The sequence below is a fragment of the Pseudomonas sp. B34(2017) genome, assembly GCF_002112915.1.
GTDB lineage: Bacteria > Pseudomonadota > Gammaproteobacteria > Pseudomonadales > Pseudomonadaceae > Aquipseudomonas > Aquipseudomonas pharyngis.
The window spans coordinates 364248-382988 of sequence record NZ_NEJA01000001.1 but is presented as its reverse complement, the minus strand read 5'-3'; the positions used below and the strand labels follow the sequence as shown (position 1 = coordinate 382988).

The window sequence follows — 18741 nt, the reverse complement described above, 5'->3', positions numbered from 1 at the left end:
ACGTGGGCAACGCCCCGCCGATCAGCGATACTCGCCGGGCGTTCACGCCCGAAAGTGGAGAGGAAAATGCCGCTGCAACGTCTGCACAAACTGTCGGAAATTCCAGCGTCCGACTGGGATGTTCTGGTACCGCAAAACCAGCCGTTTCTGCGCCATGCCTTTCTGGCTTCGCTGGAGGACAGCGGCAGCGTCGGGCCGCACACGGGCTGGCAAGCGGAGCATTTGCTGCACGTCGAAGCGGGGCGCGTGATCGCCGCGTTGCCCGGTTATCGTAAGTGGCACTCCTACGGCGAATATGTGTTCGATCACGGCTGGGCCGATGCCTGCGCTCGGGCCGGCATTGATTACTACCCCAAGTTTTTGAGCGCGGTGCCATTCAGTCCGGTCAGCGGCCCACGGTTGTTGGCAGCGAATGTCGAGGACGGATTCGAACTGCTCAAGAGCCTGCCGGGGTATCTGGAAATCGAAGAACTCTCCAGCGCCCACATCAACTTCACCGACGCGTTTACCGATGCCGCCATGGCCGAGCAGCCGGGCTGGCTGCAACGCATCGGCTGTCAGTACCACTGGCAGAATCGCGGCTACCGCGACTTTCAGGACTTTCTCGACGTGCTCGCCTCGCGCAAGCGCAAGCAGATGCGCAAGGAGCGCGAGCAAGTGGCGGGACAGGGCTTCGAGTTCGAATGGCTGGAAGGCCGCGAACTGGACGAGACGCAGTGGGATTTTGTCTACGCCTGTTACGCCAACACCTACGCGGTACGCCGGCAGGCACCTTACCTGACCCGGGAATTCTTCAGCCTGCTGGCCGAGCGCATGCCGGAATCGATCCGCGTGGTACTGGCCCGGCAGGGCTCACGGCCGGTGGCGATGGCGTTCAGCCTGGTGGGCGGCGACAGCTTTTACGGGCGTTATTGGGGATGCCTGGCCGAGTTCGACCGGCTGCACTTCGAGACCTGTTTCTATCAGGGTATGGATTATGCGATTGCTCAGGGTTATCAGCGCTTCGATGCCGGTGCCCAGGGCGAGCACAAGCTGATTCGTGGCTTTGAGCCGGTGATTACCCATTCCTGGCATTACCTGCGCCATCCGGGATTGAAAGCGGCGGTCAAAGACTTCCTGCACCAGGAGCGCGCCGGTGTACTGGCCTATGCGGAGGAGGCGAGGAGCGCCTTGCCGTATCGGCAAGCCTGATCCTCGCCGACACCCTCAGCTGTCTTCCTTGCCCAGCCAGCGATAGAGCACGCCGCCGACCACCGCACCCAGCAACGGCGCGACCCAGAACATCCACAACTGGGCGATGGCCCAGCCGCCGACCATCAGCGCCGGGCCGGTGCTGCGGGCGGGGTTGACCGAGGTATTGGTGACCGGGATCGAGATCAGGTGAATCAGCGTCAGGGCCAGGCCGATGGCGATCGGTGCCAGTCCCGCCGGAGCGCGTTTGTCGGTGGCGCCGAGGATGATCACCACGAACATGGCGGTCATTACCAGCTCGGTGACGAAGCCGGACGCCATCGAGTATTTGCCCGGCGAGTGCTCGCCATAACCGTTTGAGGCAAGGCCTGCGGCGATGTCGAAGCCTTCCTTGCCGCTGGCGATGTGGTAGAGCAGGGCCGCTGCCAGAATCCCGCCGATCACCTGGGCGATGACGTAGGCAGGCAGTTCCTTGGCCGGGAACCGACCGCCGACGACCAGACCGACCGACACGGCCGGGTTGAGATGACAGCCGCTGATGTGGCCGATGGCAAACGCCATGGTCAGCACCGTCAGACCAAAGGCCAGGGCCACCCCCAGCACACCGATTCCCAGGGGTGAAGACGCGGCAATGACCGCACTGCCGCAACCGCCCAACACTAACCAGAACGTACCCAACAACTCAGTGACTGAACGTTTGAACAGAGACATGAGAGTGTCCTTGATAGACGTACTATCGAGACTGGATCGAGTGGTGCTTCCTTGCAGATTTACGACAGGTTCCGTTCCGGAGCCTTGGGTCAGTACAGCAGGGTTCATGCGAATTTCCAGCAGGCGATAAAAAACCGCCAGAGCCCATAGTTAAAGGGCTCTGGCGGTTTTATCTCACGTTGATCGTTCCCACGTCGAGGCGTCGAACCGTCCGCGTGGGAATGCCTCAGGGGACGCTCCGCGTCCAGTGACGCAGAGCGTCATGGGCTGCATTCCCACGCGGAGCGTGGGAACGATCAGAAGCGCGGTTCAGTCGATGCCGACAAACCCTCCGGTCTGGTGCGCCCACAACCGCGCATACAACCCGCCATGGGCCAGCAGTTCGGCATGGTTGCCGCTTTCGGCGATCTTGCCGTTTTCCAGCACCACCAGCCGGTCCATGCGGGCAATGGTCGAAAGGCGGTGGGCGATGGCGATCACGGTCTTGCCCTGCATCAGGGTTTCCAGGCTTTCCTGGATCGCCGCTTCGACTTCCGAGTCCAGCGCCGAGGTCGCTTCGTCCATGATCAGGATTGGCGCGTCCTTGAGCAGCACCCGCGCAATGGCGATCCGCTGACGCTGACCACCGGACAGCTTCACCCCGCGTTCGCCGACATGCGCGTCGAATCCGGTGCGTCCCTCGGCGTCCGACAGCAGCGGAATGAACTCATCGGCACGGGCCTTGCGCACCGCTTCCCAGAGTTCGGCGTCGGTGGCGTCGGGCTTGCCGTACAGCAAGTTGTCGCGGATCGAGCGGTGCAGCAGCGAGGTGTCCTGAGTGATCATGCCGATGCGCGCGCGCAGACTTTCCTGGCCGACTTCGGCGATGTTCTGGCCGTCGATCAGGATCCGCCCGCCCTCGACGTCGTACAGGCGCAGCAGCAGGTTGACCAGGGTCGACTTGCCGGCGCCGGACGGGCCGATCAGACCGATTTTCTCGCCCGGTTTGATGGTCAGGTTGAGGTCGCCGATGATGCCTTTCTTCTTGCCGTAGTGAAAATCCACGTGCTCGAAACGCACTTCGCCACGGGCCACGGCCAGCGGTTTGGCCTGCTCCCGATCGGTGACGCTGACCGGTTGCGAGATGGTCTGCAGACCGTCCTGAACCATACCGATGTTTTCGAAGATGCCGGTGACCACCCACATGATCCAGCCGGACATGTTGACGATGCGGATCACCAGGCCGGTGGCCAGAGCAATCGCGCCGACGCTGATCAGCGATTGCGTCCACAGCCACAGGGCCAGCGCCGTGGTGCCGACGATCAACAGGCCGTTCATGGTGGTGATGGCCACGTCCATGCTGGTGACCACGCGGCCGGCCAGCTGGGCTTTTTCGGTCTGTTCCTGAATCGCCTCGCGGGCGTAATGCTGTTCGAAGTTGGTGTGGGCGAACAGCTTCAGGGTGGCGATGTTGGTGTAGCCGTCGACGATCCGGCCCATCAGTTTCGAGCGCGCATCGGAGGCTTCCACCGAGCGGTCCTTGACCCGTGGCACGAAGTAATAGAGCGCGCCGATGTAGGCCGCGATCCACGTCAGCAGCGGGATCATCAGGCGCCAGTCGGCCTCGGCGAACAGCACCAGCGAACTGATCGCGTAGATCAGCACGTGCCACAGCGCATCCACCGCTTGCACGGCGGAATCGCGCAGCGAGTTGCCGGTCTGCATGATGCGCTGGGCAATGCGCCCGGCGAAGTCGTTCTGGAAGAAATTCAGGCTCTGCTTGAGCACGTAACTGTGGTTCTGCCAGCGGATCAGGCTGGTCATGCTCGGGCTCAGGGTCTGGTGCACCAGCATGTCGTGCAGCGCCAGGAACAGCGGGCGCAGCAGTAACGCTACCATCGCCATCCACGCCAGTTCGACGCCGTGCACCTTGAAGAAGTCGACGTTCGGCGTGCCCTGGGCGAGGTCGATGATGCGGCTCAGGTAGCTGAACAGGGCCACTTCGATCAGTGCACCGAACAGGCCGACGATCAGCAGGGCGACGAAGCTCGGCCAGACCTGCTTCAGGTAATAGGTATAGAAGGGCAGAACGCGGTCCGGCGGAGACGCCGTCGGGGCGTCGCGGAATATGTCGATCAGTTGTTCGAAACGGCGATAGAGCATCAGATAACCGCCCGGAGCACGGGCTCTCCTTTTATCAGTGTGAGCGGCGTGACATCAGGTCAGCGCCGCTCGATATGCCCTGTAAAGCTTAGTCGATGCGCTTGGCCGACTTGATGATCACAGGGTCGACCGGCACGTTTTGCATGCCCTGTTTGGTGGTGGTCTGGGAGTTGACGATGATGTCGACCACGTCCATGCCCTTGACCACTTTGGCGAACACCGCGTAACCGGCGTCACGGCCCGGATCGAGGAAGGCGTTGTCGGCCACGTTGATGAAGAACTGGCTGGTGGCCGAATCCGGGTCGGAGGTACGGGCCATCGACAGGGTGCCACGAACGTTATGCAGACCGTTGCTGGCTTCGTTCTTGATCGGGGCCTTGGTGTCTTTTTGCTGCATCTGCTGGGTGAAGCCGCCGCCCTGGGCCATGAAGCCCGGGATCACGCGGTGAAAAATCGTGTTGTTGTAAAAGCCGCTGTCGACGTACTCGAGGAAGTTCTTGGTACTGATCGGCGCCTTGACCGGGTCCAGTTCGATTTCGATCTGGCCGTTGGTGGTGTCCAGCAGCACGTGCGGCGCTTTTGCCGGCGTGGCAGCCATCAGGTTGGCAGCGAACAGCAGGGTGCCGGCGGCGAGGGCGAGTTTTTTCAGCATGGGTCAGTGATCCTGAGGGTGATTATCGGCTGTGGCGAGGAACTCCAGCAGCGTTTGATTGAAGCGTTCGGGCTGGTCGAGCGGGGTGGCGTGGCGCGAATCGGCGATTACCACCAGCCGCGCATCGGGCAGCAGTCTGACATAGGTTTCTTTCAGCGAAACGGGGGTGTAGTCCCGGTCGGCGCTGACGACGAGGGTTGGACAGGTGACCCGGGAAAGTCGTTCCTGGACCCCCCAGCCAACAATCGCATCGAAGCTGGCGAGATAAGCACGTTTGTCGTTTTTTGCCCAGCGCTCTGCCATCTTCTGGCGCAAATCGGCCTGCTCCGGTTTGGGGAACAGCTTGGCGCCAAGGGCCTTGCCGATGGTGGCGAGGCTGAGCAGGCGCATCAGGCTCCAGCGCTTGAACCACTGCCAGTAATCGTCGCGGCTGCGCACCTTGACCTCGGGCGCGCTGTTGACGATGGTCAGGCTCTTGAGCATCCGCGGCTGATCGACGGCGAGCTGAAAGCCGATCATGCCCCCCATGGACAGCCCGGCGTAGTGCACCGGGCCGAGCTTCAGGTGCTCGATCAGGGCGACGATGTCGGCGCTGAAGCCGGCGATGCTGTAGCGCTCGCGGGGTTTGTCGGAGCGGCCGTGACCGCGCACGTCCGGGACGATCACCCGGTAATGCGCGGCTAGGGCAGGAATCTGCATTTCCCAGTCCAGAGTGCTGGAGCCCAGACCGTGAACCAGCAGCAACGGATCGCCGTGGCCATATTCCTCGTAGTGCAGGTTGCAACCTTCATGCTCGAAATACGCCATCGGTGAACTCCGTGTCAGGCTTGTTCGGGGGCGGCGAACGGTGCGTCCAGCGGCAGGGTGTCGAAGGTGCGCAGCAGTTCGATGAGGATTTGCGTCGCTGGGCCCAAGGGTTTGTCCTTGTTCGAATACAGATAGAAACTGGAGTTGCGGTTGCCGCCTCTGTCCAACGGTAGCAGCTTGAGCGAGCCGTCTTTCAGTTCCCGCTCGATCATGTGGCGTGGCAGCCAGGCGAATCCCAGGCCACTGCTGACGAACGTCGCAGCCGTGGCGAGACTGCCGACGGTCCAGCGCTGCTCGGCGCCGAGCCAGCCGACGTCCCGAGGTTGCTGGCGGCCGGAGTCGCGGATGACCACTTGCATCTGGGTTTCCAGGTCTTGAAAGCTCAGCTCGCGGTTGAGCCGATGCAGCGCATGATCAGGATGGGCGACGGCGACAAATTCGACATCGCTCAATTCCGCGCCAAGATAACCGGGAATGCTCAGCCCGGTGATGGCCAGATCGGCCACGCCTTCGAGCAGCACTTCTTCGACGCCCGACAGCACTTCCTCACGCAGACGCACCCGGCAGCCACGGCTCTGCGGCATGAACGCGGTCAATGCGCGCACGATACGGGCGCTCGGGTAGGCGGCGTCGACCACCAGCCGTACTTCGGCTTCCCAGCCCTGCTCCATGTGATGGGCAAGGTCTTCCAGCTGGCTGGCCTGTTTCACCAATTGCCGCGAGCGGCGCAGCAGGACGCCGCCGGCTTCAGTCAGCACGGCCTTGCGGCCGTCGATGCGCAACAGCGGCACGCCGAGCTGATCCTGCATGCGGGCGACGGTGTAACTCACCGACGATTGCGAACGGTGCAGGGCCTCGGCGGCCTGGGCGAATCCGCCGTGGTCGACCACGGCTTGCAACGTTCGCCATTGATCAAGGGTCACGCGGGGCGCTTTCATCAATAGCTCCTCTTGTCCTAAGCTGGCGGTCCCTCATGGAGACTGCCGAATGAAAAAATTCTGTTGTGTGTTGCTGGCGCTGCTTCCGCTGACTGCGTTCGCGTACCCGATCGATGTGGAAAAGGACCTCAACGGCCTGAAGATCGACTACAACGCGTTCGACACCGATAACGACATCGGCTCCATCCAGGTCAACAACTACGGTGACGTCGACGCGACCTGCAAGGTGGTATTCACCAACGGCCCGGAAGCGCCGCGCACGCGCAATATCGAGGTGGCGGCGGGCAAGCATAAAAACGCCACGGCCAAGTTCACCCGGACCATCATCAAGCTGCGCATAAAGCTGAGCTGCACCCCGAAATAGCGTCACGGGCCTGTGGGAGCGGGCTTCCACAGGCTACGGCTTGCATCTAAACGAATTTTTCGATGCTTTGCAGCAATTATTTGCGCTTTTTCATCGATACGGCACTGTTTAACCTTCACTCCATCGACTTACAACATTCTCGGATGGAGGCTACACAACATGTCCCGCGTTCTGATCATCGAAAGCAGCGCCCGCCAGCAAGACTCGGTTTCCCGTCAACTGACCCAGACCTTCATCAGTCAGTGGAAAGCGGCGCATCCGGCCGATCAGATCACCGTGCGTGACCTCGCCGTGAACCCGGTACCGCATCTGGACATCAACCTGCTGGGCGGCTGGATGAAATCCGCCGAGCAGCGCAACGACAGCGAGCAGGCCTCGCTGGACCGTTCCAACGAATTGACCGATGAATTGCTGGCCGCCGACGTGCTGGTGATGGCGGCGCCGATGTACAACTTCGCCATCCCGAGCACCCTGAAAGCCTGGCTCGACCACGTCTTGCGTGCCGGCGTGACCTTCAAATACACCGAAACCGGCCCGCAAGGCCTGCTCAGCGGCAAGCGTGCCTACGTGCTGACCGCTCGCGGCGGGATCTACGCCGGCGGCCCGGCGGATCATCAGGAACCGTACCTGCGTCAGGTGATGGGCTTCATCGGCATTAACGACGTGACCTTCATCCACGCTGAAGGCATGAATCTGGGCGGCGACTTCCAGGAGAAAGGCCTCAACCAGGCCAACGCCAAACTGTCCCAGGTCGCCTGATATGTTAATCGCCAGATAATCGCCGATTGTTCTAGTGACCTGGCGCAACCCCTTCAAGGCTCTACGCGCATCGAACCTCCCTTTGCACTTGTTGCTCCTGAGTGCTGTAGCCCGATTGAACGCTTTAGCGAGATCGGGCTTTTTTTTGCCCGGGATTTAGCGATGGCTGGCAAAAACCGCTATCGTCGCCGCCATTCGAAATCGAGGCGAGCATGGGCTATCTACTTTTTGTCACGCTGATCCAGGCGTTTTCCTTCAGTCTGATCGGCGAATACCTGGCCGGTCATGTCGACAGCTACTTTGCGGTGCTGGTGCGGGTGGTGCTGGCCGGGCTGGTGTTCATCCCGCTGACCCGCTGGCGCTCGGTGGAACCGGCGTTCATGCGCGGCATGCTGCTGATCGGCGCGTTGCAGTTCGGCGTGACCTACGTCTGCCTGTACTTGAGTTTCCGCGTGCTGACGGTGCCGGAAGTGCTGCTGTTCACCATCCTCACGCCATTGCACGTAACGCTGATCGAAGACGCGCTCAACCGACGCTTCAACCCGTGGGCGCTGATCGCCGCACTGGTGGCCGTGTGCGGTGCAGCAGTGATTCGCTACGACCGGATCAACCCGGACTTCTTCATGGGCTTTCTGCTGCTGCAACTGGCCAACTTCACCTACGCCGCCGGGCAGGTGCTGTACAAGCATCTGGTGGCAAAACACCCGAGCGATCTGCCGCACTACCGGCGCTTTGGTTTCTTCTACCTCGGCGCACTGGCGGTGGCGTTGCCGGCGTTCCTGCTGTTCGGCAAATCCAATTTCCTGCCCGAAGCACCGCTGCAATGGGGCGTGCTGGTGTTCCTTGGTCTGGTCTCCACCGCACTCGGTTTGTACTGGTGGAACAAAGGCGCGTGCCTGGTCAACGGCGGCACCCTGGCGGTGATGAACAACCTGCATGTACCGGTTGGGTTGCTGCTGAACCTGCTGATCTGGAATCAGCATGAAGAACTCGGGCGGTTGTTCCTCGGTGGCAGCGTGATTCTGGCCGCGGTGTGGATCAGCCGGTTGGGGATTCGCAAACCGGCGCCAGTTGCCCCACCAGAAACTCGATAAACGCCCGGGTCTTCTGCGGCACCCGCCGCGCTGACGAATACACCGCGTTGATGGTGATCGCCGGGGCTTGCCATTCGCACAGCACCGGCACCAGCCGCCCGGCCGCCAGCGCCTCTTCGACGATGAAGTCCGGCAGCAGCGCAATGCCCATCCCGGCCTCGGCCGCTTGCGCCAGCAAGTCACCATTGTTGGCGTGCAACGGCCCGGTGACGTTGACGCGCTGGGTCTCCTTGCCGTTGCACAGTTGCAGGCTGACGCCACTCTGCAGATAGCCGTAGTTCAAGCATTGATGTGAGCGCAGATCCTGCGGAGTCTGCGGCGTGCCCGCCCGTTCGAGATAAGCGGGGGAGGCGACCATGATGCGCGGCGCTGGCGCCAGTTGCCGGGCGATCATGGTCGAGTCGGGCAGGCTGGCGATGCGGATGGTCACGTCGAACCCGCCGCGCACCGGATCGACCTGCTGGTCGCTGAGCACCAGTTGCAGCTCGATGTTCGGGTGCTGCTCGTGGAACAGCGGAATCAGCTTGCCCAAGCGCCGCAGGCCGAACGACATCGGTGCGTTGACCCGCAACACCCCGCGCAATTCACCCACCCCGTCTCGCGCCCGCTGCTCGGCCTCGTCCAGTGCCGCAATCACTTCCCGCGCCGCTTCGAAATACTCGGCGCCGGCCTCGGTCAGGTGCAGGCTGCGGGTGGTGCGTTGCAGCAGTTGCACGCCGATGGCTTCTTCCAGTGCCTGAATCTGTTTGCTGACTTTCGAGCGGGGCACGTCCATGGCCCGGGCGGCGGCTGCAAAGCCATTTTCGCCGACCGTCACCACGAAGGCGCGCATGCATTCGATGCGATCCATGATTGTCCCTATTTTAGAATCAATGATTCTCGATTTTAGGGAATTGTCCCTTTATCGGCTAGCCCCTAAAGTGACATCCAAGCCGAGACAACAACGCCGAAGACGGCAAGCCGCCTCGACTCACCAATACCTGATCGAAACTTTGAATCGACATCAAAAGGAACGCGCCATGTCTATCCGTGAACTGCTGAACCCAACCAACTCCGCCCTGATCCTGATCGACCACCAGCCGCAAATGGCTTTCGGCGTACAGTCGATCGACCGTCAGACCCTGAAGAACAACACCGTCGGCCTGGCCAAGGCTGCCAAGATCTTCAACGTACCGACCATTTACACCTCGGTCGAAACCGAAAGCTTCAGCGGCTACATCTGGCCGGAGCTGCTGGCGGTACACCCTGAGCAGAAGCCGATCGAGCGCACCTCGATGAACTCCTGGGAAGACAAGGCGCTGGTTGACGCGGTGAAGGCCACCGGCCGCAAGAAGCTGATCATCGCCGCGCTGTGGACCGAGGTCTGCCTGACCTTCCCGGCTCTGGAAGCTTTGGCTGAAGGTTACGAGGTGTACATCGTCACCGACGCGTCCGGCGGCACCACCAAGGAAGCCCACGACATGTCGGTACAGCGGATGATTCAGGCCGGCGCGGTGCCGGTGACCTGGCAGCAAGTGCTGCTCGAGTACCAGCGTGACTGGGCGCACAAAGACACCTATCAGGCAGTGATGGACCTGGTGCTGGAACACAGCGGCGCGTATGGCATGGGCGTCGACTACGCCTACACCATGGTGCACAAGGCACCGCAGCGGCAGGCCTGATAAATCGGCGGGACAAAAAAAGACGCAACCTGGGTTGCGTCTTTTTTGTTGAGCTCAAGAAAGCTCTACATCAGATGTTTTTCGGCTTCCGGAATATGGCTCGCGCCAAGGACTGCCGGCAATATCCCGGAACGCAAATCCCCACCACTCGGCTGCTGATACAGGCTCAAGCCAAACTCCGGCAGCACCGCCAGCAGGTAATCGAAAATATCCCCCTGGATCCGCTCGTAATCGGCCCAAACCGTGGTGGTGGTGAAGCAGTAGATTTCCAGCGGAATGCCCTGGGCGGTGGTCTGCATCTGGCGGACCATGCAGGTCATGTTCGGCTGGATCTCCGGGTGGCTCTTCAAGTAAGCCAAGGCATAGGCGCGGAACGTACCGATGTTGGTCATGCGCCGACGGTTGGCCGACATCGCCGCGACATTGCCCTGCGCCTCGTTCCAGGCCTTGAGCTCGGCTTTCTTGCGGCCCATGTAGGCGGTCAGCAGGTGCACCTGGGAGAGTTTCTCCTCTTCATCGTCGCGGATGAAGCGCACACCGCTGGCGTCGATGAACAGGCTGCGCTTGATCCGCCGCCCGCCGGACTGCTGCATGCCGCGCCAGTTTCTGAACGATTCGGACATCAGGCGCCAGGTCGGGATCGAGACGATGGTCTTGTCGAAATTCTGCACCTTGACCGTGTGCAGGGTGATGTCGACCACATCGCCATCGGCGCCGACTTGTGGCATTTCGATCCAGTCGCCGACCCGCAGCATGTCGTTGCTGGTCAGTTGGACGCTGGCGACGAACGACAGCAGGGTGTCCTTGTAGACCAACAGGATCACCGCCGACATCGCACCCAGACCCGACAGCAGCAACAGCGGCGAACGGTCGATCAGGGTGGCGACGATGATGATCGCGCCGAACACGTACAGGACCATTTTCGCCAGTTGCACATAACCCTTGATCGAGCGGGTGCGGGCGTGTTCGGTGCGGGCGTAGATGTCCAGCAGTGCATTGAGCAGGGCGCTGACCGACAGCAGCAGGAACAGAATGGTGAACGCCAGCGCCACGTTGCCGAGGAACACCATGGCGGTCTTGCTCAGTTCCGGCACCAGATGCAGGCCGAACTGGATCACCAGCGACGGCGTCATCTGCGCCAGACGCTGAAACACCTTGTTATGGCGAAAGTCGTTGATCCAGTGCAGGGCGGGCTGGCGACCGAGCATGCGGCTGGCATGCAGGATCAGGTAGCGCGCCACTCGTCCGAGTACCAGCGCGATCACCAACAACAGGAGCAGTGCCAGGCCGGCGTGCAGGAGCGGGTGCTGATCGAGGGCACCCCAGAGGTCTTGGGCGTTGAGCCAGAGCTGTTTGAAATCCATGAGAGAAACGATTCTTCTGTAAGACGCGACGGGCGATTAGAGCATTTAAGACGCTGTGTATTACCGTTGGAGACAAATCGAGCAACAAAAAAGCCACTGATTACCGTGGATTTCACAAAGAAACTCGGCCTGAGCGCTCGAAACCGGTAACCTATGCAGCTGATTTTTTGCATATCTTCGAGGTAGCACCCGTGTTTTCCCAATTCGCCCTGCACGAACGCCTGCTCAAAGCCGTGGCCGAGCTGAAATTTGTCGAGCCAACGCCTGTGCAAGCCGCGGCCATTCCGCTGGCGCTTCAGGGGCGTGACCTGCGGGTGACGGCGCAAACCGGTAGCGGCAAGACCGCCGCTTTTGTCCTGCCGATCCTCAACCGCCTGATCGGCCCGGCCAAGGTTCGCGTCAGCATCAAGACCCTGATCCTGCTGCCGACCCGCGAGCTGGCCCAGCAGACCCTTAAGGAAGTCGAGCGCTTTTCGCAGTTCACTTTCATCAAGTCCGGCCTGATCACCGGCGGTGAAGACTTCAAGGTCCAGGCCGCCATGCTGCGCAAGGTGCCGGACATCCTGATCGGCACCCCGGGCCGGATGATCGAGCAACTGAACGCCGGCAACCTCGACCTGAAAGAAGTCGAAGTGCTGGTGCTCGACGAAGCCGACCGCATGCTCGACATGGGTTTCGCCGAAGACGTGCAGCGTCTGGTCGACGAATGCCCGAACCGTCAGCAGACCATGCTGTTCTCCGCCACCACCGGCGGTTCCGGCCTGCGCGAGATGATCGCCAAGGTGCTGAACAACCCCGAGCACCTGCAGCTGAACGCGGTCAGCCAACTGAACGACACCACCCGTCAGCAGATCATCACCGCCGACCACAACCAGCACAAAGAACAGATTGTGAACTGGCTGCTGGCCAACGAGACCTATCAGAAGGCCATCGTCTTCACCAACACCCGGGCCATGGCCGACCGCATCTACGGTCGCCTCGTCGCTCAGGAATACAAGGCGTTCGTGCTGCACGGCGAGAAAGACCAGAAGGATCGCAAACTGGCGATCGACCGTCTGAAGCAGGGCGGCGTGAAAATCCTGGTGGCTACCGACGTGGCGGCCCGTGGTCTGGACGTTGACGGCCTGGATCTGGTGATCAACTTCGACATGCCACGCAGCGGCGACGAATACGTGCACCGCATCGGTCGTACCGGCCGTGCCGGCAACGACGGTCTGGCGATCTCGCTGATCTGCCACGGCGACTGGAACCTGATGTCGAGCATCGAGCGCTATCTGAAGCAGAGCTTCGAGCGCCGCACCATCAAGGAAGTCAAAGGCACCTATGGCGGACCGAAAAAGGTCAAGGCCTCGGGCAAGGCCGTCGGTGTGAAGAAGAAAAAGACCGACGCCAAGGGCGACAAGAAGAAAACTGCCGCCAAGACCCCGACCAAGCGCAAGAGCGCCAACCGTCCGAAACCGGACGCTCTGGTGAGCAGCGACGGCATGGCTCCGCTGAAACGTCGCAAGCCGGAAGCGCCAGCGGCTGAGTAAGCCGTTTCAGGCAGGCAAAGAAAAACCCGGACATGGTCCGGGTTTTTTTATTGCCAGGGTTTATCAACTGCCCAGCAGGCCGGTGGTGTCGGCATCAAAGCGCCGCTTGGCCTGATCGGCTGCCGGTTTGAGCTGTGCGAGCAGGGCGGCCTCGCTGTACAGCCCGGTCAGCGCCAGCTCTTTTGGCGTTGGCTCGATCGGGATCAACACGTCTTCGCCCGCCGCGTGCAGCCAGATCGCCACAAGGTGCAGCGCCGACACAAACAGCATCCGCAGCTCAACGGTTTTGCCCTTCAGTTGCGGTGATCGCTCCGCCAGTTTCAGCGCATCGACCGTAGCGCTCGCCAGGTTGCCGTGGTTCAGCGAGGCGAACTCGACGTGACCGCGTACTTCGGCCAATTGCGCATCGGCAATCGACACACCGCCGGAAAACACCAGGTAATGCCAGTCGCCGACTCGGGCGTTTTTCAGGCCTTTGCCCTGGCTCAGGTCGTCGAGACTGAGCGAGTAGCCGCGATAGGCCTCGCTGAGGCTGATCCCGGCAGGCGCAGCACTGACGAACTGGTGATTGACGCCGAAGCCCTGAGTCTGCAACGCGGCCTGCAGGGCCGGGCGCAAAGTCTGTACGCCGTTGGAAGGCGCCTTTGGATAAGTCAGTTTCATGATGCCGCCCCCTGGTTTTTCGCCGTGAAGTAGGTGTGGGTCCAGTTGCCGCCGCCGTTGTAGGAACCGGGGAAGGAACTCAGCGCGCGGGTCGAATAGCCGTAGATCGAGTCCGCGACCAGCACGTAGTTGCCGTTGGTGCCGTAGATCGCCAGGAAGTGCGCACCGCCACCGTACCAGGCACAGCGCAGGCCGATCGGGCGACCCATGTTGATCTGGTTCTGGATGGCCGACATCTGTAGCGAGCCCGAATTCATGCCGTTGAAACTGCGGGTGATCTTCAGCGCTACGTCCAGATAGCCGTACACGTTGCACGGCCCCGGTTGATTGCAGCAATTGCGATCCAGCGCGGCACTGGCAACGGCGCATTGGGTCCAGGACCCGGTGCCGTAATAATTGCCGACCGAGGCGGAAGCGGCGGCCCAGCACCAGTTGGTCTGGGTCTGTTGCTGCATGATGAAGTTCAGGCTGGCGGCCGCGAGGGCGCGTTGTTGAACAGCTGCCTCGACCTCGACCAGTTGCGGGTCGAGCAGATGGCTGATCAGACATTCGGGCAGGGTGTTGCCAGTGAATGCCGTTGTCTCAGTGGTTAACATTTTTCAATCCTCCATGAATGAAAACAAACGTTCCGCGTTTGCGGGATAACGCTATTGCCGAGCGATCGGTGCTAAAGGGTTGCCATCTCCGATGGCCGGTTCCGATCAGGCTCGGGGTAACCCTAGGTGTGAATATGCATTTGTGCAAATAACAAAATGCACCAATGCAAATTTAAGGACAAAAGAAAGCAGGCCTTGGTATCGATCCAGCCGGATCGATACCAAAGCCTGCCGTTGTCTGCGCGGGTGCTATCCCTCGGTTTTCTTCTCGGCCGAACCCAGTTCCTTCAAGCGCTGATCGATCAACTGGCATTTGTCCGGCAGATCGGCAGAGGCCGTGCCCAGGTCCATTTTCTGCAACTCGGCGTTGATCTCCTTGGCCTTGGCCGGGTTTTGCTCGGTGAGCTTCGCGACTTCTTTGGCCAGTTGCTCGCGTTTGGTGGTGGCTTCTTCCGGCGTACAAGCCCAGACGGGCAGGGCGCAGGCGAGCGTGGTGGCGAGGGTGAGCTTGAGCAGGGTTTTCATGGGGGCAGGCCTCAGTTCCGGTTAAGGCGGGTTAACCGGTTGAGGGTTTTCAACCGTGAAAAGTTCAGTGTGTTAGGGGCTCAGTCTCCATGGCAGCAACTGGATTTCGTTTCTCCCTCATACCGGTCATGGTGCCGCACCCATTCCATGATCTCGTCCTCATTGCGGCCCTTGGGCGTGAGGTCGAGGTAGTTGTAGGCGCCGACCAACAGGTCGAGGCCGCGGGCATAGGTTGAGTAAGTGTGGAAAATGTCGCCGTTGTCGGCGCGATAAAACACGCTGAGCCCGGGCATTTCTTCCTCGACGCTGTCGGTCTTTTCGTAGTTGTACGTAGCCTTGCCTGCCTCGACATCTTCAGCGCGGGCGCACACGCCAAAGTCGTAGTTGAAATCGCAACCGTCCGACGACACCCAGTCGAATGTCCAGCCCATCCGCCGCTTGAAGGCCTGGAATTCGGCGAACGGTGCGTGGGACACCGCCACCAGCGCAATGTCGTGATGGGCCAGGTGTTGGTTGGCGCCGTCGATGTGGTCGCTGAGGAATGAACAGCCCGGGCAGCCTTCCTCCCAGCCCTTGGCGAACATGAAGTGGTAAACGACGAGCTGGCTGTGTTTGCCGAACAGGTCGGCAAGTTTCAATTCGCCGTTCGGGCCCATGAAGCGGTAATCCTTGTCTACCTTCACCCAGGGCAGGGCGCGGCGTTTGGCGCTGAGCCGGTCGCGTTCCCTGGTGAAGGCCTTTTCATCGGCCAGATGCTGCTTGCGGGCGGCGAGCCATGCTTCGCGCGACACCACCGGATGATTCTCAACGTTCATGATGATTTCTCCTGCGGGGGTTGAAACCGTCTGTCTCAGACTAGTCGTTCAACACCCCGGGAAATCGACAGACCGCCGGTCGGTCGGGGCGCGGAATAATCCTGAACGCTGACGCAGCGCCCCGGTCACAACCTGTGAACGCGCCAAAAAATCACGCGCACCGGAGGTTGAATCAGGATGACGACTTATAACTGGGATTTGATTGAGCGCCTGCTGCATGAAGTGCAGAACGGCGCGGGCCACAGCTTTGCGCCACGGTCTTTTGCCGAAGACTATGCGGCGGAAAAAGCGGCGGCGGGCGAGCCGATCGAGAATCTGGATCACCTGAAAACGCTCGCCTGCGACTACGAAAAACTGCTGCTGGAGCGCGGCTACATCGAGCCCCGTGGCGAAGATGAAGGCAGTACCGGCAACAACTTCAGCCTGACCCCGCGTGGTTCCAGCCTGTTGAGCCTGATCGACAGCAGCATTCCCGGCAACGATCATCCGCGTCAGGTGCTCGATGAGCAGGAAGATGCGCTGGATGAGCTGACATTCGATGAGGTGGCCTCCAAGGCGCAGATTGCCTGAGGCTTTGCACAAAAAAATGTGGGAGCGATTTTGCTCGCTCCCACACGGGTTTTTCAGTGATCTCAGCTTTTTTGCGCAGCCTTCAGGCACTTCAAATCATTGAAGTCCTTGCGCACCCCCTCGATTTTTTTCAACAGGCGCTGTCTTTGCTGCGGCGTGCTCTCTGCCATCAGATCGACGAACAGCGAACGGGCTTGCGCCTCGGTATTGGCGTAGGCCTTTTGGTAATCCGGGGTCCATAAACGCTCGCGATTGACCAGAAGGGTCTCGATCCGCTGTGGGAATTCAGGATCTTTGCGTTGCGCGACTGCCGCGCTGAACTGCTTCTGCCAGTGGGCGCGGTTGGCGATCCACTGGGTGTTCTGATCGCCCAGGGCGGTCGACCAAGCCATCACCCGCTGTTCCTGTTTGGCGCTCAATGGGCCGAGCCAATCGTTGAGACGCTTGTCCATGCGCGCGCCTCGTTCGGCAATCTGCTGCGCCAGTGGTGGCTTGAGGTATTCCTGCTGGCGCTTTTGCAGATCCTTGGCAAAGGCGTCGTTCATTTCAGCGACTTGCCGATCATCCAGCCCTTGCAGCAACTCAATCGCCGACGGGGTGATTTCCCGGGCGGTTTCGGCGATCGCCTGCTTGGCTTCTGCGGTGCGGGCCTGGAGCGCGGCGTCGGTGACCTGATTGGTCTCGACCATGGTTTGCAGGCGATCCAGCCAATCGAGATAACCCGGCAATTGCGTGGTGCAATGCCAGTTCAAGTGTTCCTTGAGTCGCTCGTTGAACCAGTCCTTCTGCTCGCCGTTCATGTCCAGGTAGTCGCTGAGCGTCCACGGAATGATCACGTCGAGGTTGCGATAAGCCAGGCCGACACGGCTACAAGCGCCGAGGGCAAGGGTCAGGATCAGTAGAATCGCGATGCGTTTTAACCAGCTAGACATGGGCGAGTCCTTGCGAAAGCCAGCCTTGAGGGTCTGATTCTCATGTGAACACAGGATGGCCCCGGCAGTTCAGCCCATCAAAAGAACGGGCGTTCGGCCTTAAGCGTGACCAGCCCGTCGCACTGACTGTTATGCCCGGAATAGGCCGAGCAATCGCTGCCGCTGAGGCTCGAATTGCTGTAGATCAGGTCGAGATCGATGCCCATGAACGGCCGGGAAAGTTTCACCGACCAATCGGTAAAACTGCTGACATAACCCCCGTCCACCGAGACCGGCGTGTTGAGCTGATGGGTGGTGTATTTCATGCTGATCCCGATGCCGAACGGCTGATTGCCGCCCAGGTCGGCAAACAGGGTGTTGTTCTGTTTATCCGGATCGTTGCTCAGGGCGATGCCGATCCGGCTGCCGAGCAGGGTCAGGCCACCGAACAGTTCCTGGCTGTCGAGGGTGTCGACCTTGGGATAGCTGTAATGGATCATCCCGACTTCGTAACCGAGGGTCTGATCGAAAGGTTGTTTAAAGCCGACGTAGGAGTCGATTTCGAGATTCTTCCCCGGCGTGAGGCCCATGCTCGGGGCGTACTGGCCAACATACAGGCCGCTGTCATGGCTCAGATCCAGACCGCCGTGGAACGAGCCGACTGCGGAAGGTTTGACCAGCCCCTGGGCCATGCTGCGGCTGGGCGTGGTGCCGAGCTTGAGGTCGAAGTCACCGAGTTCACGCTGGAAAATCTGCGCGTGCGCGGCCGTGCTCGCCAGCAGGCCTACAAGCAATAAACAGGATGATTTGAGCATGCGTCACTCCTTGAGCAGCGAGCGCAGGGCGATAAAGCCTGCTGAAACGCTTGATCCAGACGCGTGCAAGGATACCGGCGAATGATCGGCATCGAGGGCCGTTCGTCGATTTCTGCTGTTTTACAGGTTTGATTAAACGCGAGAGAGGTCTTGCGAGGGATCCGGTCCAGACGCTTCGAAGCTCAAAGCGCCTTTGGACTGGTGTGCTGCGGGGTGTTACTTCTTGCCCAGGCTGATCTGCTTGGACGGGCCGAACGTCTGGCCGCTGACGCCCTTGGCAATTTGCTGGATTTCGCCGCCGGACTTGAGGAATGCCGCGATCTGATCGTTGATCGATTCGCTGGTTTCAACGGCTGGAGCTGGCTTTGCTTTGCTGGAGGATGCTTTTACACGCATGGCGGCCATTAACCTGTAGAAAAGTAACTCGGCCAGGCATCGTACAGGAATAACTTGACAATTGCTTGGTAAATATCCCCCGGAATAACCCACCGTGCAGGTGGATTATTCGTGATTAATTATTCGAAATATCCCGCTAACCTGCTGTTTTAAATAACAACATTTAGCCGATTCCATGATGTTCGGCGCTGTCGGGAACGCGTGATAGCCGTCACGCTGGCCTGACGAGCGGCGT

General features: G+C 60.5%; 21 protein-coding genes. 7 read left to right on the top strand and 14 right to left on the bottom strand.

The window, feature by feature from the left end:
- Positions 1 to 66 precede the first annotated feature (66 nt).
- On the top strand, positions 67 to 1191 hold the full coding sequence (locus tag CAF80_RS01805) for a GNAT family N-acetyltransferase (RefSeq protein ID WP_085666752.1): 1125 nt from the start codon (positions 67 to 69) through the stop codon (positions 1189 to 1191).
- Positions 1192 to 1206: 15 nt separating this feature from the next.
- Here the strand turns inward: CAF80_RS01805 and aqpZ are convergent, their stop codons facing one another.
- The 5 genes from aqpZ to CAF80_RS01780 form a co-directional block, all read right to left on the bottom strand.
- Entirely contained in the window at positions 1207 to 1902 is a 696-nt protein-coding gene (gene aqpZ / locus CAF80_RS01800) for an aquaporin Z (RefSeq protein WP_064383176.1), read from the bottom strand.
- Positions 1903 to 2211: 309 nt separating this feature from the next.
- Positions 2212 to 4044, bottom strand: coding sequence for an ABC transporter ATP-binding protein (locus tag CAF80_RS01795; protein WP_085666751.1), 1833 nt, complete (start codon positions 4042 to 4044; stop codon positions 2212 to 2214).
- Between the two features lie 88 nt (positions 4045 to 4132).
- Positions 4133 to 4696: a peptidylprolyl isomerase gene (locus CAF80_RS01790; RefSeq protein ID WP_085666750.1), complete on the bottom strand. Its 564-nt coding sequence runs from the start codon at positions 4694 to 4696 to the stop codon at positions 4133 to 4135.
- 3 nt (positions 4697 to 4699) lie between these two features.
- Complete coding sequence (locus CAF80_RS01785) at positions 4700 to 5503, bottom strand: alpha/beta fold hydrolase (protein WP_064594205.1); 804 nt, start codon at positions 5501 to 5503, stop codon at positions 4700 to 4702.
- A gap of 14 nt (positions 5504 to 5517) precedes the next feature.
- On the bottom strand, positions 5518 to 6441 hold the full coding sequence (locus CAF80_RS01780; protein ID WP_011332960.1) for a LysR family transcriptional regulator: 924 nt from the start codon (positions 6439 to 6441) through the stop codon (positions 5518 to 5520).
- 49 nt (positions 6442 to 6490) lie between these two features.
- On the opposite strand from CAF80_RS01780, the gene CAF80_RS01775 reads away from it, so the two are divergent.
- The 3 genes from CAF80_RS01775 (at position 6491) to CAF80_RS01765 (ending at position 8658) form a co-directional block, all read left to right on the top strand.
- Complete coding sequence (locus CAF80_RS01775) at positions 6491 to 6805, top strand: hypothetical protein (RefSeq protein ID WP_011332961.1); 315 nt, start codon at positions 6491 to 6493, stop codon at positions 6803 to 6805.
- A 159-nt stretch (positions 6806 to 6964) separates the two neighbouring features.
- A complete protein-coding gene (locus CAF80_RS01770) occupies positions 6965 to 7564 on the top strand; it encodes an FMN-dependent NADH-azoreductase (protein ID WP_011332962.1) in 600 nt (199 codons plus the stop codon).
- 212 nt (positions 7565 to 7776) lie between these two features.
- Positions 7777 to 8658: a carboxylate/amino acid/amine transporter gene (locus CAF80_RS01765; protein ID WP_085648571.1), complete on the top strand. Its 882-nt coding sequence runs from the start codon at positions 7777 to 7779 to the stop codon at positions 8656 to 8658.
- Here the strand turns inward: CAF80_RS01765 and CAF80_RS01760 are convergent.
- The gene (locus CAF80_RS01760) at positions 8603 to 9508 is read right to left on the bottom strand and encodes a LysR family transcriptional regulator (RefSeq protein WP_085666749.1); all 906 of its coding nucleotides are present in this window, start codon (positions 9506 to 9508) and stop codon (positions 8603 to 8605) included. The genes CAF80_RS01765 and CAF80_RS01760 overlap by 56 nt on opposite strands.
- Positions 9509 to 9677: 169 nt before the next feature.
- Between CAF80_RS01760 and CAF80_RS01755 the strand changes: the two genes are divergently transcribed.
- On the top strand, positions 9678 to 10319 hold the full coding sequence (locus tag CAF80_RS01755; RefSeq protein WP_007956548.1) for a hydrolase: 642 nt from the start codon (positions 9678 to 9680) through the stop codon (positions 10317 to 10319).
- 65 nt (positions 10320 to 10384) lie between these two features.
- On the opposite strand, the gene CAF80_RS01750 is transcribed toward CAF80_RS01755, so the two are convergent.
- Positions 10385 to 11683 (bottom strand): mechanosensitive ion channel family protein, encoded by a 1299-nt coding sequence (locus CAF80_RS01750; RefSeq protein WP_064594211.1) that lies wholly within the window; start codon positions 11681 to 11683, stop codon positions 10385 to 10387.
- A gap of 191 nt (positions 11684 to 11874) precedes the next feature.
- Between CAF80_RS01750 and CAF80_RS01745 the strand changes: the two genes are divergently transcribed.
- The gene (locus CAF80_RS01745) at positions 11875 to 13215 is read left to right on the top strand and encodes a DEAD/DEAH box helicase (protein WP_085666748.1); all 1341 of its coding nucleotides are present in this window, start codon (positions 11875 to 11877) and stop codon (positions 13213 to 13215) included.
- A 63-nt stretch (positions 13216 to 13278) separates the two neighbouring features.
- Here the strand turns inward: CAF80_RS01745 and CAF80_RS01740 are convergent, their stop codons facing one another.
- The 4 genes from CAF80_RS01740 to CAF80_RS01725 all read right to left on the bottom strand — a co-directional run bounded on the left by CAF80_RS01740 (position 13279) and on the right by CAF80_RS01725 (position 15814).
- Entirely contained in the window at positions 13279 to 13878 is a 600-nt protein-coding gene (locus CAF80_RS01740; RefSeq protein ID WP_085666747.1) for a hypothetical protein, read from the bottom strand.
- Positions 13875 to 14474 carry a papain-like cysteine protease family protein gene (locus tag CAF80_RS01735; RefSeq protein ID WP_085666746.1) on the bottom strand — a complete coding sequence of 200 codons (600 nt, stop codon included), beginning with the start codon at positions 14472 to 14474 and terminating at the stop codon, positions 13875 to 13877. Before CAF80_RS01735 ends, CAF80_RS01740 begins: the two co-directional genes overlap by 4 nt.
- 249 nt (positions 14475 to 14723) lie before the next feature.
- Positions 14724 to 14999, bottom strand: a complete 276-nt coding sequence (locus tag CAF80_RS01730) for a hypothetical protein (RefSeq protein WP_085666745.1) — start codon at positions 14997 to 14999, stop codon at positions 14724 to 14726.
- An 80-nt stretch (positions 15000 to 15079) separates the two neighbouring features.
- Positions 15080 to 15814, bottom strand: coding sequence for a thioredoxin family protein (locus CAF80_RS01725; RefSeq protein ID WP_085666744.1), 735 nt, complete (start codon positions 15812 to 15814; stop codon positions 15080 to 15082).
- A gap of 177 nt (positions 15815 to 15991) precedes the next feature.
- Here CAF80_RS01725 and CAF80_RS01720 point away from each other — a divergent pair, with 177 nt between their 5' ends.
- The gene (locus CAF80_RS01720; RefSeq protein WP_039772548.1) at positions 15992 to 16384 is read left to right on the top strand and encodes a hypothetical protein; all 393 of its coding nucleotides are present in this window, start codon (positions 15992 to 15994) and stop codon (positions 16382 to 16384) included.
- 62 nt (positions 16385 to 16446) lie between these two features.
- On the opposite strand, the gene CAF80_RS01715 is transcribed toward CAF80_RS01720, so the two are convergent.
- The 3 genes from CAF80_RS01715 to CAF80_RS01705 form a co-directional block, all read right to left on the bottom strand.
- On the bottom strand, positions 16447 to 17316 hold the full coding sequence (locus CAF80_RS01715; RefSeq protein WP_085666743.1) for a DUF6279 family lipoprotein: 870 nt from the start codon (positions 17314 to 17316) through the stop codon (positions 16447 to 16449).
- A 77-nt stretch (positions 17317 to 17393) separates the two neighbouring features.
- Complete coding sequence (locus CAF80_RS01710; RefSeq protein WP_039772546.1) at positions 17394 to 18110, bottom strand: TorF family putative porin; 717 nt, start codon at positions 18108 to 18110, stop codon at positions 17394 to 17396.
- 216 nt (positions 18111 to 18326) lie between these two features.
- Positions 18327 to 18515 (bottom strand): hypothetical protein, encoded by a 189-nt coding sequence (locus tag CAF80_RS01705; RefSeq protein ID WP_170844885.1) that lies wholly within the window; start codon positions 18513 to 18515, stop codon positions 18327 to 18329.
- Positions 18516 to 18741 lie beyond the last annotated feature (226 nt).